The organism is Endozoicomonas sp. SESOKO3 (genome assembly GCF_024606255.1).
On the sequence record NZ_JAHHPR010000320.1, the window covers coordinates 1 to 16,915 of the forward strand.

Here is a 16,915-nt window from a genome sequence, read left to right on the forward strand (position 1 = left end):
CACTTTAGGCTCCCCGCCCTCTGGATACTTTGGTGATGATGAGCACTGCCCTGCCTTGGCTCCTGCCCTTCAAAAAACCGCTGCACCAGACTGACCGAAGAAATATTGTAGGGCTAAATAAGAATGATAATGCTGGTGCGTAAGCCTTGGGCGGATCTGTCCCAATGGGATTGGTCTGCAAGTTGGTTGATGACAAATGCGAGTAAATCATTCTTTATAATTTCAATTCATTACATTATTGGTTCATATTTTTCCTGAAAAGTTCAGGATTTTCATAAAAATGATGGAGGCATTATTTTTCTGAGGAAATGACTATCCTAAATCACTGCTTTGCGGTTAAAAAACTGAAAGAAAAAAGGTGCTCCCTGTTGGTTTACAGTAAAATAGAGGTTGGTAAAAAAGCTATTTAAGTCAGCTGAAAAATAGGCATGAGCCGTAGTTTTTATTTGCTCCTGGTCATAATCGTACTAAATTTCAAACTCTATATTCGAAAGAAGCTATACGATGAGATTGTTTTTTTTTATGCTCATTTTTTCCACGCAATTTTCTTTGGCAGGAGGGTTTACTGAGGCTATTTTTGAGAATGATTTTAAAGCAGTTAAAGAGCTGATCGATCAGGGTTATCATCTGGCAAAAGATGCAGATGCAGTTCCCACTGCAATCAGCACCGGATCATTAGAGATGCTGCTTTTTCTGCTCAAACATGGTGCTGACCCAAATACCTTTACTCGTACCTACCGATATAATGGCCTGAACATAAGACATGTTTTAGGCGACACTTCAAGTATAGGTCAGATTGTTGCATTATTAAGTTATGGCGCAGTCGCTCATGATGGCCCAAATGGTCATAAGTGGGATTATAATATGGCAATAGTTGATAAGAGGTGGCTGCATGTAGCTGTTTATTATTATTGGGAGCGGATGTTAATGCACAATATACCAACACCCCCCAATAGCATTTCCGAACTCAATACCATTATAATGTCTCTGCCCTTACTTACTATTAAGGCTCTTGCTGTTTTTACTGAACATCAATTTAATTTAGAAGATATACTGACGTTGTTGCCAAATTATCTAAAGTCGTTTTTTAGAGTCTTTCTCAATTTTCATGAAGAAGACTGATAATAGGGTAGATCATGCAAGGCAATCAATAGCACTGTCGTATTTTTAATGGTCGCATAAACCCCATCTAATCAAGGCTCTTTTTAAATCGTTTTGCCGCGACCACTAAGCCACCGATAGTAAAAGCGCCCAGATAAACAGCATCCGTCGTCATGCCCTGTAACTCTGCTCCTCTTAAAATAATCCCCCTCATCAACCGCATATAGTGGGTTGCAGGCAAGAGTTCAGACAGCCATTGAGCCGCTATTGGCATGCCTTCAAAAGGAAACATAAATCCTGACAGTAGAATCGAAGGCAGCAGAATGAAAATGGTCATTTGTGAGGCCTGCAACTGTGTTTCTGCAATGGTCGAGATAATCAGCCCAAGGGTCAGGCTTGCAGAAATAAACAGCATGGTAGCCAGTAGCATCTGGATAATACTGCCGACAAAGGGCACATCAAAAATCAGGTGGCCCAGTGACATAATGATGCCGGTCTGAATAAACCCTACAAAAATATAGGGAATGATCTTTCCGATCATTAGCTCAATAGGGTGAACCGGTGTCGCGATCAGCAGTTCCAGATTGCCCCTCTCTCGTTCACGCACCAGTGCGGCAGATGTGAACATAATCATCGTCATGGTCAAAATAACGCCAACCAGACCCGGAACAATATTGACAACGGATCGTTGCTCCGGGTTGTAGTAAAGAACGATTTTAAAAAGCGCGCCCGAAGACTCAGGCTGAATCCCGGCAGTGGCACGGAAAGGCATCGTCTGGAGCTTTAAAATGGCCGAGCTGATCATAGGGTCTGAGCCGTCAATAAGCCACTGCGCGCCGGTTCTGCCATCGTTTAAGCGCTGGATGAAGTCGGATGGAATAATCAGGGCAGCTCTTACTTTTCCACTCTTGAGTGCTTCTTCTGCTCCCTGTGGACGTGCATCCTGACGAACTATTCTGATCACCTGAGTAGCCTCCAGTGCATCCATCAGAGCGCGGCTGAAGTAAGTGCGGCTGTTATCCACAGCAGTGACCGGTATCTCTCTGACATCGGTATTGATCGCGAAGCCAAACAGCAGCAATTCAATGAGAGGAATAATGACGATCATGGCAAAGGTGGCGCGATCACGGGACAGTTGTCGTAATTCTTTCATTAGAATCGAGGCAATTCTTTGAAGGCTATTGGTCATGCCCGACAGAGTTGAAAGCTTTTCCATTACTGCCGCCGCTGTTGGGTACAATGAACAAATACATCCTCAAGACTGGGGCGCACCCTTTCAATGGTTCTGTCTTTCATTTCTTCTGGCCACTGGCTTCGCAACCAGACTTCAGGCTCACTGATTGTATTGGTTATCAGAACCCGCAGGCGGGCTCCCTGCTGGGCCGAGGATAAAATTTCAGGTCGGGCTGTCAGGGCTTCCCTGACCAGCCGAAGTTCGGTGCCGTCTACTTCCAAAACCCTGGCTTGCATATCGGCCATGAGCTGCTTGGGGGAACCTTCGGCTTGCTTAATACCTCCCTCCAGAATGGCCAGACTATGGCAACGCTCGGCTTCATCCATGTAGTGAGTGGACACCAGAATAGTGACTCCCTGATCACAGAGGTCAAAAAGAGTTTCCCAGAAATCACGTCGGTTCTGAGGGTCTACCGCTGAGGTTGGTTCGTCCAGTAGCAATAATTCGGGTTTATGTAATGTTGCTGCTGCCAGGGCGAGCCGCTGGCGCTGCCCGCCACTGAGGCTGCCTGTCATACGCTTGCGGCGCTGGTCCAGACCATAGGTAGTGAGTTGGCTGTCAATGCGTTTATTGACCTCTCTGCCCGGCAGATTGAAAATTTGTGCCATGAACTTCAGGTTTTCTTCGACGGAGAGATCGTCGTACAAAGAGAATTTCTGGGTCATATAGCCCAGTCGCTGTCGAAGTGCTTCCGACTCTTTGGGTATTTCCAGCCCCAGAACACGAACGTCACCCTGACTGGGTGTCAGCAAACCGGTTAACATTCTGAGCGTAGTCGACTTGCCACTGCCATTGGGCCCCAGGAAACCAAAAATGGTCTTTTCTTCGATGTTCAGGTTCAGATGATCTACGGCCATGAAATCACCAAAACAGCGGGTCAGCCCTTTGGCTGAGATGGCCTGTCGGCTCACAGGGGCAGGTCCACTTGCACAGGCAGTCCTGATGGCAAATCAGAAGCGGTTTCCGGAAGCTGTACTTCGGCCATGTAAACCAGTCGGGAGCGTTCTTTTTCATTGAGGGCATAATGGGGAGTGAAGGCCGGGTCCAGAGAAACCCAGCGTATTTGACCAAGAAAAGATTTTTTGACGCCATCAATATGTACCGTCACGTGGTCGCCCACGTGAACAGCGGCCCTGCGGGGCTCTGGAACGTAAATGCGTGCATAGGGTGCTTCATGCAACAGCAGGATGGCCAGAGTGCTGCCTGCTGAAACTCTCTCTCCCAAGTGTCTGGGCAGACTATCCAGCCAGCTGTCTCTTGTGGCATAAATGGATAGATCCTCCAGCTTTCTCTGTTCCAGAAACTGATTGGCCAGAGCCTTTTTCATGGAAGCCTCTGCCTGTTCTATGACTTCAGGGCGATTGCCATTGAGCAAACTCTGGAGTTTTTCTCTGGCATTTACTTTTTCTGCCATGAGAGCATCACGATCAGCTCTCGCCTGATCCAGTCTGGATTGGCTGATCAGTTTGCGCTTTAACAGTGTTTCGTTTCTCTGGAACGTTTTATTGGCATCCACCAGCCGGGCTTCTATTTGCCCGACACTGGCTCTTGCTGCTGCTATGTCTTCCATTCTGGCGCCGTTGACTATTTCACTCAGATAAGCTCGTGCCCGTTCTGTTTCGGCCAGGGCCGCAGCAACGGCTGCCTGTTGCTTGCGATCATCCAGCTTCAGGATCACTTGACCGGTTCTTACCGGGTTGCCCTCATGGATGAGTATCTCTGTAATCAACTCCGAAGCGGTCGCTGTCAGAGTGACTCTGTCACGCTCAAGGGTTCCCAGTGCCTGATGGTTGTCGGAAGAGAAACAGCCGGAAAGCAAAAGTGACAGAACGGTAGTGCCAATTAAAGTCAGATGACTTTTTATCAATCTGCTCATAGAGTGAAAGCGTTTACTGTGACGATGAACATCCATCAAATGTAGTCACAAAATGAGAAGACGACCTATTACTGTCTGCGCCACCATGAAATGGAACTGAGGTTGGTAAGCAGGGAAGACAGCGAGTACCGAATCGCCTGGGAAGCGGGGGAACATCGGTACTCTGATTACAGTTAGAAGTCGATCAGGTAGCTGAAGTCAGGAACTCAACAGAGGGCGCGAAGAATGCACAGCCAGTGGTGGCCTGTGAATAATCCATCAAGTGGTCATAGTGACCATGCCTGTCGGCCTTGACCATGGACTCCATCATTTTGTCAAAATGGGTCGGAGTGCGACAGTAGGAGACAAAGTAAAGTCCGCCTTCACTGGCATTGCCATAGGGCATACTGTGACGCAGGATTTCCATACTTTTGCCTCCACTGTCCTTGACGTTGGAACGCTTTACGTGAGCTGTTGGCGCTTTTTCTTCGCCACTGAATTCAATGTCGTCCTCCTTGGTGCGGCCGATCACTTTTTCCTGCTCAGTGACCGCCAGTTTGTCCCACTTTTTGAATGAGTGAACCCACTTCTGGGTATGGATATAGCAGCCTCCGGCAAACGATTGATCTTCATCACCCACCAGAGTGACGCTGGCCCTGTTATCTCCCTGTGGATTTTCGGTGCCGTCTACAAATCCGGTCAGGTCGCGACCGTCCAGGTAACGGAAACCTGTCTCATCTTCCTGAATGTCAACGGCTTGTCCAAAATGATCCATAGCTCTGTGCAACAGGATAAAATTGATATCTCGACGATTGGAACGGATATGGAGCAGCAGATCACCGGGAGTGGCAGGTGCAGTCCGGTCACCTTCTGTCACGGCTTTGAAGGGAGCGAGAAGCCTTGGCTTAGCGGCTTTGTACAAAGCGTCCCAGGCCTGACTGCCGATACTGATCGTGGAGGTCAGCCTGGCATCGGGGTACTGTTCGCTGAGATCCCGTGTCAGCTGTGGTATCAGCGCACAGGTCTTTTTAATCTGTGTGAGGCTGTCTGGATCTTGCCTGATAGTTAAAACCAGAAAGCAGGCATCGGTATTGGCTTCTGGAGTAATTCCTGATTGTGGTGTGCTCATTTCCAACTCTGACGTCAGTTTTCGAAACAATGGCAACCTGTCTGTTCGCTGTCTGGTGCCATTGCATAGCATGAAGGGGTTTAGGTTCCGGATCAATACACTTATCTGGCTTTATCGGATAGGTTACCGGCCTCTTCGCACTCACCTTCTTCAGCCATTTGTGCCAGTTGTGAACATTCTGATGACATCGGCTGGAAAGGACAAGCTGTGGTTTCCTCCTGACGGGTCATAAGGCTGGCAATCGTGTCCTGTCGGGTAATCTTGCATTCAATGGCGTCAATAGTTCGAAAGCTCAGCCAAATGGCTATGGCTGAGAACAGGACTCCTCCGGCTGCCTGACCCACCAGTACGCCATAGGGCCCCATATATGCAGAGGCGACCCAGATGAAAGGAACGGTACCCAGTGTCGCCCGACCCCAATTTAAGAGGGTTGAGTATCCGGGTTTGCCCAGATTGTTAAAGGCAGCATTGGCGACGAACAGAGTACCTGTGAACAAAAAGCTAATGGCAATCCAGTCGCAGAAAAACGACACCAGGCTGGCCGCTTCCCCCGTGGCTCTGAACACTTGAATGAGAATGTCCTGCAAGAAAAACAGTATGGCTGAAATGACAATGACATAATGCACAGTGAAGAGGATAGCATTTCGAAGCGACTCCCTGACCCGGCCCATCCGTCTCGCCCCAAAATTCTGGCCTATTATAGGTCCTACTGCTCCGGACAGGGCAAAAATGACACCGAAGGCGACAGGTATCAGTCGGTTAATGATTGAGTAGCCTGCTACGTAACTATTGCCGTACTGCGACATATAGCGAACCATCCAGGCGCCACTGAAAGGCATGGCCAGATTGGTGGCAATGGCAGGGAGGGTGATTGCCAGAATGTTTCTCAGATCCTTGCCAAACTGGGAAAGACGGAAGGGGGAGTAGAGTTTATGTTTATAGAAAATGCCGTAAAAGGAAATAGCAAACATTGTGGCACGAGCCATCACTGAAGCAATGGCAGCACCCTCTATATTCAATTCCAGGAGAAAGATCAGTATAGGGTCCAGTATGGCATTCACAGCTCCGGCTGAGAGTGACGATGTCATTGATAGCCTGGCATCTCCTACGGCTCTGAGCCCGGCACCGAGGGTCATGGACAAGCTGACCAGAGGCATGGAGGGAATCACAATATGCAGGTAACTGTCGGCCAGTTCATGAACTCGCCCGGTGGCTCCCAGCAAAGTCACCAGTTCAGGGATCAGAAGCCAGAAAACGATGGCCAGCGTGATACTGACTAACAGCACCAGGAAACAGATATTTACTTGATATTGACACGCTTTTTCCCGGTTGTGGCTGCCAATGGATCTGGAGACCAGGGCCCCGGCGGCAATGGATAAGCCAATACCCAGAGCCGAAGTGATAAACAGGATGGTGCCGGCATAACCAATAGCTGCAGCCAGAAATTTTTCACCGAGCAGACTGAGAAAGAAGAGGTCGAGCAGGTCGACAAAAAACAGCGTTGTGATGCCTGCTGCATTGCTGAGGCTCATGACAATGACGTGCTTCATTGTTGAACCCTGAGTAAAGCGGGCATGGGTCATGACAGGCTTCCGTTTCGACACCGTATGAAGTGTTCCGGTCAGTTGGATATAAAACGACCAAAGTCGTTAACATATAAGATAGAAAGAGTCGTGCTTTGATCAATGAACAGGACATTGCGCTTCGACCAGCTTAGTTCAGATCGCAGCGACGGGTCGGGTAAATGGCGTTACAATCAAACGCTTTATTTCCTCTGGACTGTTTATCTTATGGATCTTATCTGGAACCGGGCTGAAACCGGGTCTCCATTACTGATTCTGGCCCATGGTGCCGGTGCGGCTATGGACAGCGATTTCATGAATCAAATGGCCGTCTTGATGATGGCTGAAGGTATCAGTGTCGTGCGCTTTGAATTCCCTTATATGCGGGAGCGAAGGAAAACCGGTAAAAAAAGACCACCGGACAGGCAACCAAAATTATTGCACTGCTGGCAGGACGTGATTGAATATATCCAAAAGGATTATAACGGCCCTCTTTTCATTGGCGGTAAATCCATGGGCGGACGCATGGCCAGCCTGCTGGTGTCTGAGGTGTCTGGTCTTTCATTGAGAGGTGTCGTATGCCTGGGGTACCCATTCCATGCACCAGGTAAACAGGACAAACCCAGAACGGAGCATCTTGTTGATTTCCCATTACCCATGCTGGTGGTGCAGGGTAGTAGGGATGTCATGGGGGATTACAGCACCGTGCGAGGTTACGGCCTGTCAAAGAATATTGAGCTTCATTGGCTGGCCGACGGCAATCATGATCTGAAACCCCGGGTAAAATCGGGTTTTACTCATGAGCAGCATCTGTTAGAAGCCGCAAAAAAGGTCTCAGCCTTCATAAAGTAAAGTTTACGTATACTGATCTGAACTAAAGCCTCATAAAATGGTCTGAATTTTGTCAGGCAATTGTGAGGACTGACGTTGAAATCGACTGCAGCATTGTATCGGCAGGTCTGGATGTTTGCCTGGCCTGCCATTCTTGCCAATATTTCGGTCCCTCTCCTGGGACTGGTTGATTCAGGGGTGCTGGGGCATCTCTCCAGTGATATTTATCTGGCCGGTGTCGCCATCGGCAGCACATTGTTTTCACTGTTGTTCTGGGCTTTTGGTTTCCTTAGAATGGGAACCACCGGTTTGGTGGCCCAGGCGCTGGGTCAGGATGATCATCAGAAAACCCGGCAATGGCTGGCCCAGTCGATCCTGCTAGCTCTGGTGATCGGCTTTTTGCTGATTCTTTTACATCGTCCCCTCCTGGCTATTGCCCTGCCTTTATTTAATGCGGCCCCTGAAGTGGCTGAACAGGCCAGGATCTATTTCTCCACTCGAATATTTTCAGCTCCTGCGGTTTTGATTAACTTTACGATAGTTGGCTGGCTGATTGGAATGCACCGCCCTAAAGGGCCATTGTTTATTCTCGTGCTGGCCAATGTGGTTAATATTATTCTGGATCTGTTTTTTGTTCTGGACCTGGGAATGGCTACCCGGGGTGCAGCATTGGCAACAGTGATCGCCGACTATACCAGTCTTGTACTGGGGGTCTCGATGGTCAGTCAAACCTTGAGAGGTAAGTCTGGAACTTTTGTCCGTTCAATGATTCTGAGCCTGGGCTCTATGCGTCGCCTGCTGTTACTGAATCGACACTTGTTTGTTCGCACGCTCTGTCTGCTTGGAACTCAGGCTTTCTTTACGGCACAGGGAGCCCAGAGTGGCAGTCATATCCTGGCGGCCAATGCTTTGTTACTTAATATGTTGCTGCTGATTTCCAATGGACTGGATGGCTTTGCCCATGCTGCCGAAGCACTGACGGGTGAAGCTTTGGGGCAGCGAAAAGAAGATCGCTTTAAACAGATTGTCAGGGTAACGGGTTACTGCTCGCTCATTTGTGCCGTGTTATTTTTTTTCACCTTCTCGCTGGTGGGGCAGGGTATCATTGGTCTGTTGACAAATATCCCTGCCGTCGCCGAAACGGCAAACACTTATCTGCCCTGGTTGGCTGCCATGCCGTTGTTTGCCGTCTGGTGCTACTGGCTGGATGGTGTGTTTATTGGCGCCGCGCGAACGGATATGATGCAAAACACCATGTTGGTGGCGACGTTAATGGTCTTTCTGCCAGTCTGGTATGTCACCCGTAATATGGGTAATCACGGCTTGTGGTTGGCCTACAGTGCCTTTATGCTGGCCCGCAGTGCAGGACTGGCTATTGTTTATCGATCCCTGAGTCGGTCCGGTTCCTGGGTCGGATAACAGGAGTGAATGTGTCGGATACTATAGAAATTGATCATGAACTGGATACTTCAGGTCTGCTTTGCCCGGAACCGGTCATGATGTTGCACAACAAAGTGAGAGACATGAAGCCGGGAGAAATGGTCAGGGTTATAGCGACTGATCCTTCTACCCAGCGTGATATTCCCAAGTTCTGTAACTTTCTGGATCATGAACTGCTGTCTCATGAGCAGGTGGAAAAACGGTATATCTACCTGATTCGGAAGTCAGCCTCCTAGGAGGCTTGTATTTGTGTAACTTAACCGGGTTGTCGCGCTAACCTTTCTGCTCCAATAGATAGCCCTGGCTTTTGAAAGGACAACTAAGGACAACCAGATGCCTGAGAGAGATTGCGAATGAAGGTTACGCTTTTAATCCTCGATTATTTGGGTAAAGGCAGTTTGATTTTTTATGGGTGCCCTAAATCTTCTGGTCATCTTCTAAGAACGGCGCCACGTGTCATCATGTCCATGATAATAATACTTCAGTAATTGCATGCCAACGAGGCTGTGTGCTTCTCTGTAATAAGGGTCTGGATTATAAGAGTCATCAGTACGTCCACTAACTGGCTTTTCATGAAGGTCTATAATGCAGGGTTTCTTTAAGGCACCTCTTAAAAAAACATCTTTAGCGTGCTCTGCCACAAAAAAACAACTGTTTTCACCGTCCCAGGAAACGCCTCTATCAGATTCCAAGAGATAATCGTAGTGAGATGAAATATGTACAATCTGTTTTGATAGGTGTTCATAATTACTGTCTGCTTCACCACTTAGAATATAATCAAATAGTTTTATCGCATTATCTCTGGAGTATTTTTTTGATGTTCTTTTATTTAGGTAGGGCATTTCAGAGAAAAATGATCTATGCCTCTCTAAACGGATTTTATCAGTTTCAGATAGTTGTTCTGTAACGTCTTTATCTATATAGATAAGTGGCAATGTCATTGACATTTTTGGCTGAGTGAATATCCCGCGGCTAGCTAATATATAAGGTGGTTTAGATAACCACTGATTGTCAATGTCTGAATAAAACAAATGATTAACCCCTAGTTTTTGCAAACGATTAGCTAGTTTGGTTTTGTTTTCAGACTCTGACTTAGCTATGCAAAATCTTATAGTCTCGGTAATGTTTTGAGACACAATAACTCTAATGGAATCCATAAACTGAAGGCACATCGATGAAGCATATTTCGCTAATTGTACGAGAAAATCTAGCTGCAGATCTGTTTCCATAGAGATACATAAGATATTATCATGATCTTTAAATTCAGCCTTCATCTGATCAATTTGTGTGCTTGTCAGATTCATATCCGAAAACACAATAAGTAATGGGATATCATCTTTACTGAGATCGGTTCCTTCTTGCAATATCGTTTGAATATAATTAATTCCAGTAAGATGTCGAGGATTATTCAATCCATTAAATATGCTGGTGCCATGCAGTGCGGCCCATGTGTGAAAGACCGGACATGGAGGACATACCCTCAAATCCATAGCGCTGGCTTTCTCCAGTGAATCAATGCCTGAAAACTTTAAACTATCAGCCATATTCTTCCATGACTCTTTATCAATTGAATCAAAAAAAATTGGATCTGCCGTGAAAACTATATTTTTTGCAAGGCGCATGTGGTGACTATCGTTATCTTTCCCGGACGGTACCAAGGAAATGCATCTTGATGATATGTCCTTACACCCAAAATGCTCTTCTGTGTACTCTTCTGCCTTAGGAAGGTATTTCTTATTGTTAACTTTATTTTTAGATAGGCTTTCTGTCAGCGTTTCAGTGTACAGTGACGAATATCCTGCCGGATGTATTTGCTCTCCTACAACTTGATCCATGTCCTTGCTCCTTGTTCTTTGCTCCTTAGAACCTTACAACGTGTGTTGGTTCTGATTCATTGCTAACAAGTGTGCAAGAATGCCTAACAAAATGAAAAAGTGAACAAAAAGTGAAAAATGAATAAGAAATAGACAGAGAGATTCATATAAAAAATTGAAAAAGCACAAATGGAAAAAGACATTCATATATTTGACCCGCATGGATTACTTATATGGTGAGGATTACCAGGCTGGAGAGTGGCATCGGTGGAATGGTGTATATTTGAGATCAAGATTGGGCTTGGTACTGTTATAGAAATGAAAAAGCTGGGTATACAGTTGATTTTAATATGCTGATTTAGAATGATCGTGAGCCAACAAAAAATCAGGAGCTTGCACCTGAGATGCATTTCCTTAATTTGATGTTATGTCTATTTTAGCTCAATCGATTTCACTGATCAGGTGCGTTTGTAACTCGTCGTAAATCTTATCAAAAGTTGCTTTGATACCGATTAAAGGTTCCCCGTTGCTATTAAAAGAAGCAATAAAAGGAACATTAAAATGAAAAGTTACTGTATTATTATCAATTGTTGTTGATGCTGTCGTTTCGAGAAAAGTTTGCTGGTCTAATAAGGTTTCAGTAGATGAAGGCAGCTCGGAAAATGTAAGAGATTCAGGATTTTCAGATGGAAAAACTTCGGAGCAGTATGCTCTATTGTTTTTTTGATCATCTGATTCCTTTTGAATATTTACTGTCAACTGTTCAGAAATAGTTAGCTCTCGGGGACGATGATTTCTTATATTAGTTGCAATTTTTTCTGATATTTTTCCAAAAATAAATTTCTGTATCAGTTGAGTAAGACTGTATATCTCAGCATATTCCTTTTCGAAAGTTAGTCTGTTTTGATTTACTAAAACTGTTATTTTTATTGTACCCTTTATTTCATTTGATGTGGTACTGCCGGAGATAAAAAACAGTAGCATCATTGCTTTTACGAGCAGACTCATCTATCAAATCTCATTGATGGCGATACACGGCATTGAGTATAGGCATATAAAAGAATAGGGACATCCATATATTTGACCAGTCTACGGATTGAACTACTTTACTGCTGTTTCCAATTTTTACCATTGTAGCTGAAGATCTCATGACTCAGGTTCGCAGTAGCCTGATTGATTCAGGTTCGACTCCGTACTATCGGTGTGTTCGCAGGGCTAATTTGTGTGGTGAGGATCATCTGACTGAGAAGAATGTTGCGCATCATCGGCAGTGGGTGGTTGACCCATTGGTTTCCATCTTTGCCGTCGAAGCCTGTGCTGATCTGTAATGTCTAATCATTATCATCTGGTGCTGCACATTAGCTCCAGCGGGTTTTTTCTGTTCTAATTTTTCTTTTTTTGTTTAATTGTCTCGATTATTATGATTTTTTATTAATGGTTGTCCTTATCTTTTTCTTGAAAAATAAGGTGGCACCTCAAACTTTGTACTTGATTTTGGATTTTTGCTTTTCCAGATATTCAGTGCTATTTTTCGTCGTAAGTTAGGTATGACAGAGAGCAGTACAGAATGAGATTAAGAAATACGATCTTAGTGTTACTAATATATGCACTTCCATATCATTCAAGCGCAACAGTGCTTTCAACTTCTACTCGTTTCATCTCATTTTACGATAAAGCTTTTACAAGAGCATTTAAAAAAAGCGAATATAGCCTGGAAAGCTTTATTGGCGCTCGTGAATCATCTGGGCTTTCAAAAATGATTGAAGGTATTAGAATGATGAGAGCAGTGCTTTTAAGCGAAACTCAATCTAACCCCACAAATCCAAAAGATATATATTTAGGGCAATTATGGAACTTGCAACAGAATGGTTTAGTTGCTACCAGCGTTGATCAATTTTTAATGTTTTCTTCCCTGTCTCCCTTGTCCGGACCAGGTGGTCAACTTGATAATACTTTTGAGGGTTTGCAAAGAAATAAAGGATTGAATGAGGACTTAAAGAAGGTCTTGCTGATGGTGTTGGAAATACTTAATGAAAGTAGTGAGTTTATAAACTCATGTAGTGAATTAGGACTACTTGAAGAACTGCAAGACATAAAGAGAGAGATTGAGGAGCTAACTCAAGGTGAATAAAAAGTGGCAGATATGAGTTTTCATTCAGGAAGCAAAAAAAACTGCATATTTGAAAAACGATAAACTTTAAGGATATCTTGGTTTATCCAATGATTTTGCATAGTCAGCACACACAATAACTGTTAGTAGGATCTCCCGCTCTTCAGGCAGGTCTTCCGGCTTGGCACTTTATCAGATCTAAGGTATTTTCTACCAAGTGCACCATGTGAAATCATGTCCATGATAATAATATTTAAGTAATTGCATTCCAATGAGACTATGTGCTTCTTTGTAATATAGATCTGGATTATAAGAATCATCAGCAAGTTTACTAGTTGGCTTTTGATGAAGGTCTATCCTCCAGGGGGTTTTTAAAGCACCTCTTAAAAAAACTTCTTTAGAGTGCTCTGCCACAAAAAAACAACTATTTTCACCTTCCCAGGAAACCCCTTCATCTATATTGAATAGGCATGTGTAGATAGGTGAAATATGTGTAATCTGTTTTGATAAATGTTTAAAATTACATTCTGCTTCACCACTTAAAATATAATCAAAAAGCTTTTTTGCTTTATCTGTAGACCATTTTTCTGAATTTCTTTTATATAAGTAAGGAAGCTCAGAGAAAAATGATCTATGTCTTTCCAAAAGTTTTCTATCAACATCAGATAGCTTTTTTTCATCTTCACTTTTTATATAGATGAGAGGCAACGATCTTGATATTGTCGGCTGACTAAATATTCCATGACTAGCTAAAATGTGAGGAGGTTTGGATAACCATTGGTTGTCAATATCTGAATAAAACAAATAGTTAGTCCCTAGCTTTTCGAAACGATTAGCTAGTTTGATTTTGTTTTCAGATTTTGCTTTATCTATACAAAAGCTTATAGTCTTAGTAATGTGTTGAGATACAACAAGCCTAATGGAATCCATAAACTCAAAGCTCATAGATGAAGCATATTTATCTAATGGCTTGGGGAATTTTAGTTGCAGGTCTGTTTCAAGCGAGATACATAATATATTATCATGATCTTTAAACTCACCCTTCATTTCATTAATTTGAGATTCTGTTAGATTCATATCCGAAAATACTATAAAAAGTGGGATGTCATTTTTACTCAGATCAGTTCCTTCTTTTAATACCCTTTCAACATAATTAATTCCCCTGAGTTTTTTAGGGGTATTCAAACCATTGAATATTGTGGTACCGTGCAATGCGACCCATGTGTGAAATATAGGGCAGGGAGGACATACCCTTAAATCCATAGCGATGGCTTTCTCTAATGAATCAATGTCTGAAAATTTTAAACTGTCAGCCATGTTTTTCCAGGATTCTTCATCAATTGAATCAAAAAAAATTGGACTTTCAGTAGTAACTATATTTTTTGCAAGTGCGATGTAGTGATTACCCTTATCTTTTTCGGTCGGAGCCAGAGAAATGCTTCTAAATGACAGTAACTTTTGCTCAAGATGATTTTCTGTGCATTCTTCTGCTTTAGAAAGGTATTTCCTATCATTACCAGTATTTTTAGATAGCGTGCCTCCCTCCGTATCGGTGTATAGTGGGGTATATGCGGCAGATAATTTTTTCGATCCTATAATTTGGTCCATGTACTGATTTCTATTATTTAATGCTTTATTTCTTAGTATCTTAAAACATTTATTGGTTCTAAATGATTACTAGAAAACAGGTAAGATTGTCTGAAAAAATCACAAAGGACCTAATGTATACCGTTTTTACCTGAGATTGAGACTGCCCTACGCTAAAAGATTTTTTCTGTTACCTAACTTTTTTGCTAGATTACTTGTGGTTTTTCGGTGAACTACTATCCAGTATCATTTAATTGAGTTCTAATAGCGATTAGGCATCTTCTATTATTTGATCCACGTGCCATCATGCCCATAGTAATAATACTTGAGTAATTGCATTCCAGTGAGTCTGTGTGCTTCTCTGTAATATGGATCTGGATTATGACAATATTCAGTATCCGGTTTTTGATGAAGATTTATCATGCTAATTCTTTTTGAAGCGGCTCTTAAAAAATCTCCTTTAGAGTGCTCTCTTACAAAGAAGCAACCATTGTCACCTTTCCAGGAAATTATTTCATTATTAGCCCTCAAAAGATAATCGTAGTCGGATGAAATTTTGACTAACTGCTTTGATAGATGTTGATAATTACTCTCTGCTTCACCACTTAAAATATAATCAAATAGCATTCTCGCTTTGTCTGTAGACCACTTCTTTGAATTTTCTTTATTTAGATGAGGCAGTTCAGAGAAAAATGATCTATGCCTATCTAAAAGCTTTCTATCGGCATTAGGTAGTTTTGTACTGTTAATGTATGTGTTAATAAGTGGCAATGTACTCGACATTGTTGGCAGAGTAAACATCCCATGTCTGGCTAATATGAAAGGTGGTTTGGATAACCATTGATTATCTATATCTGAATAAAATAAATGATTAACCCCTAGCTTTTCAAAACGATTAGCTAGTTTGGTTTTTTTTTCAGAATTTGCCTTGTCTATACAAAAGCTTATAGTCTTAGTAATATTTTGAGATACAACAACTCTAATAGAATCTATAAATCTGATGTTCATGCGTGAAGCATATTGCTGCAATTCTGCAGGGAATGTTAGCTGCAAATCTGTTTCTAACGAGATACATAAGATATTCTCATGACTTTCAAATTCAGCCTTCATCTGTTCAATTTGAGAGCCTGTTAGATTCATATCTGAAAAGACTATAAACAGGGGGATGTCACTTTCACTGAGTTTAGTTCCTTCTTCCAATATCCTCTTAACATAATTTATTTCCGTGTGTCTTTCAGGATTATTCAAGCCATTAAAGATGGTGGTGCCATGCAATGCGCCCCATGTGTGAAAGACTGGACATGGAGGGCATACCTTCAAATCCATAGCAGTGGCTTTCTCTAATGAATCAATACCAGAAAACATTAAACTATTAGCCATATTTTCCCAGGACTCTTCATTAATTGAATCAAACAAAAATCGATCCAGAGTAAAGACGATATTTTTTGCAAGTTGGATGTAGTGATCATTGTTATCTTTTTTGGTCGTAACCAAAGAAGTGCGTCTCGATGAAAGATCCTTATGCCCAAAATAATGTTCTCTGTGCTCTTCTGCCTCAGGAAGGTACTTCTTATCATCAGCTTTATTAATTGGTAGGCCAGCTACCTCCGATTCAGAGTGTGCCGGGGTATATGCCCCTGGCAATATGGCCGGTTTTACTACTACTTGATCCATATCTTTATTCCTTAATTCGTTCTGTTTCACTTTGTCCCTGAAAACTCTTTTTGGTTCCAATTTATGGCTAACCATTATGTAAGAATGCCTGACAAAAATGCCCGTAAGATTGAGGTTGAAAGCTGGAGTCGAGATGAGGTGAAGTAGTGCGACGTTAGACTGCCCTTTTTACTGGCCCTCTCTTGATCTATACGAGCAATGCCACTCTAAGCTGCTCAGAACCAGACCGTATCGATGAATATGTGGCAGAGTATCGTAGCCGTTTGAAGAGTATCAGTTGGTTTATGCGTCTTGGGTAAAGGCACAGGGCTTACGCACCAGTCTAATCATTCTCATTTAGCCCTACAACGAATGCCCTCGGTAGCTGAGCAAGATGTTTATTACTCCAACCAGCCTTTTTACGCTTTGTTTTGATACTCCTTTTGCTGGTAATATCAGCCTCCAGGATATTCAGAGCGATTAGGTAAACGTAGATTTCTTTGGTCTGTCTGGTGTAGCGGTTGTTTGAAGGGACAGAAGCCAGGGCAGGGCAGTGCTCATCATCACCAAAGTATCCAGAGGGCGGGGAGCCTAAAGTG

General features: G+C 43.4%; 15 protein-coding genes and 1 pseudogene. 6 read left to right on the top strand and 10 right to left on the bottom strand.

The window, feature by feature from the left end; translation table 11 throughout:
* Window positions 1-504 precede the first annotated feature (504 nt).
* Window positions 505-1,122 (top strand): hypothetical protein, encoded by a 618-nt coding sequence (locus tag KDK18_RS05570; RefSeq protein WP_257253796.1) that lies wholly within the window; start codon window positions 505-507, stop codon window positions 1,120-1,122.
* A gap of 67 nt (window positions 1,123-1,189) precedes the next feature.
* On the opposite strand, the gene KDK18_RS05575 is transcribed toward KDK18_RS05570, so the two are convergent.
* The 5 genes from KDK18_RS05575 to KDK18_RS05595 form a co-directional block, all read right to left on the bottom strand.
* Window positions 1,190-2,317 (bottom strand): ABC transporter permease, encoded by a 1,128-nt coding sequence (locus KDK18_RS05575; RefSeq protein ID WP_257253797.1) that lies wholly within the window; start codon window positions 2,315-2,317, stop codon window positions 1,190-1,192.
* Window positions 2,317-3,246, bottom strand: a complete 930-nt coding sequence (locus KDK18_RS05580; RefSeq protein WP_257253798.1) for an ABC transporter ATP-binding protein — start codon at window positions 3,244-3,246, stop codon at window positions 2,317-2,319. Before KDK18_RS05580 ends, KDK18_RS05575 begins: the two co-directional genes overlap by 1 nt.
* Complete coding sequence (locus KDK18_RS05585) at window positions 3,243-4,211, bottom strand: HlyD family secretion protein (protein ID WP_257253799.1); 969 nt, start codon at window positions 4,209-4,211, stop codon at window positions 3,243-3,245. The genes KDK18_RS05580 and KDK18_RS05585 overlap by 4 nt, the downstream gene beginning before the upstream one ends.
* Window positions 4,212-4,395: 184 nt before the next feature.
* Window positions 4,396-5,319, bottom strand: a complete 924-nt coding sequence (locus tag KDK18_RS05590; protein WP_257253800.1) for a Dyp-type peroxidase — start codon at window positions 5,317-5,319, stop codon at window positions 4,396-4,398.
* A 101-nt stretch (window positions 5,320-5,420) separates the two neighbouring features.
* Window positions 5,421-6,902, bottom strand: a complete 1,482-nt coding sequence (locus tag KDK18_RS05595) for an MATE family efflux transporter (protein WP_257253801.1) — start codon at window positions 6,900-6,902, stop codon at window positions 5,421-5,423.
* A 102-nt stretch (window positions 6,903-7,004) separates the two neighbouring features.
* On the opposite strand from KDK18_RS05595, the gene KDK18_RS05600 reads away from it, so the two are divergent.
* The 3 genes from KDK18_RS05600 (at window position 7,005) to tusA (ending at window position 9,388) form a co-directional block, all read left to right on the top strand.
* Window positions 7,005-7,733 (top strand): alpha/beta family hydrolase, encoded by a 729-nt coding sequence (locus tag KDK18_RS05600; protein WP_257253802.1) that lies wholly within the window; start codon window positions 7,005-7,007, stop codon window positions 7,731-7,733.
* Window positions 7,734-7,808: 75 nt separating this feature from the next.
* Window positions 7,809-9,131: an MATE family efflux transporter gene (locus tag KDK18_RS05605; RefSeq protein WP_257253803.1), complete on the top strand. Its 1,323-nt coding sequence runs from the start codon at window positions 7,809-7,811 to the stop codon at window positions 9,129-9,131.
* 11 nt (window positions 9,132-9,142) lie between these two features.
* A complete protein-coding gene (gene tusA, locus KDK18_RS05610; RefSeq protein WP_257253804.1) occupies window positions 9,143-9,388 on the top strand; it encodes a sulfurtransferase TusA in 246 nt (81 codons plus the stop codon).
* Window positions 9,389-9,589: 201 nt separating this feature from the next.
* Here tusA and KDK18_RS05615 read toward each other — a convergent pair whose 3' ends face one another.
* Together KDK18_RS05615 and KDK18_RS05620 are read right to left on the bottom strand one after the other, a co-directional pair.
* Entirely contained in the window at window positions 9,590-10,987 is a 1,398-nt protein-coding gene (locus KDK18_RS05615) for a hypothetical protein (protein WP_257253807.1), read from the bottom strand.
* A 420-nt stretch (window positions 10,988-11,407) separates the two neighbouring features.
* Complete coding sequence (locus KDK18_RS05620; RefSeq protein ID WP_257253808.1) at window positions 11,408-11,974, bottom strand: hypothetical protein; 567 nt, start codon at window positions 11,972-11,974, stop codon at window positions 11,408-11,410.
* A 140-nt stretch (window positions 11,975-12,114) separates the two neighbouring features.
* Here KDK18_RS05620 and KDK18_RS05625 point away from each other — a divergent pair, with 140 nt between their 5' ends.
* A complete protein-coding gene (locus tag KDK18_RS05625) occupies window positions 12,115-12,294 on the top strand; it encodes a hypothetical protein (RefSeq protein ID WP_257253810.1) in 180 nt (59 codons plus the stop codon).
* 239 nt (window positions 12,295-12,533) lie between these two features.
* Complete coding sequence (locus tag KDK18_RS05630; RefSeq protein WP_257253812.1) at window positions 12,534-13,097, top strand: hypothetical protein; 564 nt, start codon at window positions 12,534-12,536, stop codon at window positions 13,095-13,097.
* 189 nt (window positions 13,098-13,286) lie between these two features.
* Here the strand turns inward: KDK18_RS05630 and KDK18_RS05635 are convergent, their stop codons facing one another.
* From KDK18_RS05635 to KDK18_RS05645, 3 genes and pseudogenes are all read right to left on the bottom strand, one after another.
* Window positions 13,287-14,684: a hypothetical protein gene (locus tag KDK18_RS05635; RefSeq protein ID WP_257253813.1), complete on the bottom strand. Its 1,398-nt coding sequence runs from the start codon at window positions 14,682-14,684 to the stop codon at window positions 13,287-13,289.
* Between the two features lie 264 nt (window positions 14,685-14,948).
* Window positions 14,949-16,337, bottom strand: a complete 1,389-nt coding sequence (locus tag KDK18_RS05640; RefSeq protein WP_257253815.1) for a hypothetical protein — start codon at window positions 16,335-16,337, stop codon at window positions 14,949-14,951.
* A gap of 322 nt (window positions 16,338-16,659) precedes the next feature.
* A pseudogene (locus tag KDK18_RS05645) lies at window positions 16,660-16,915 on the bottom strand (hypothetical protein); the annotation flags it as partial.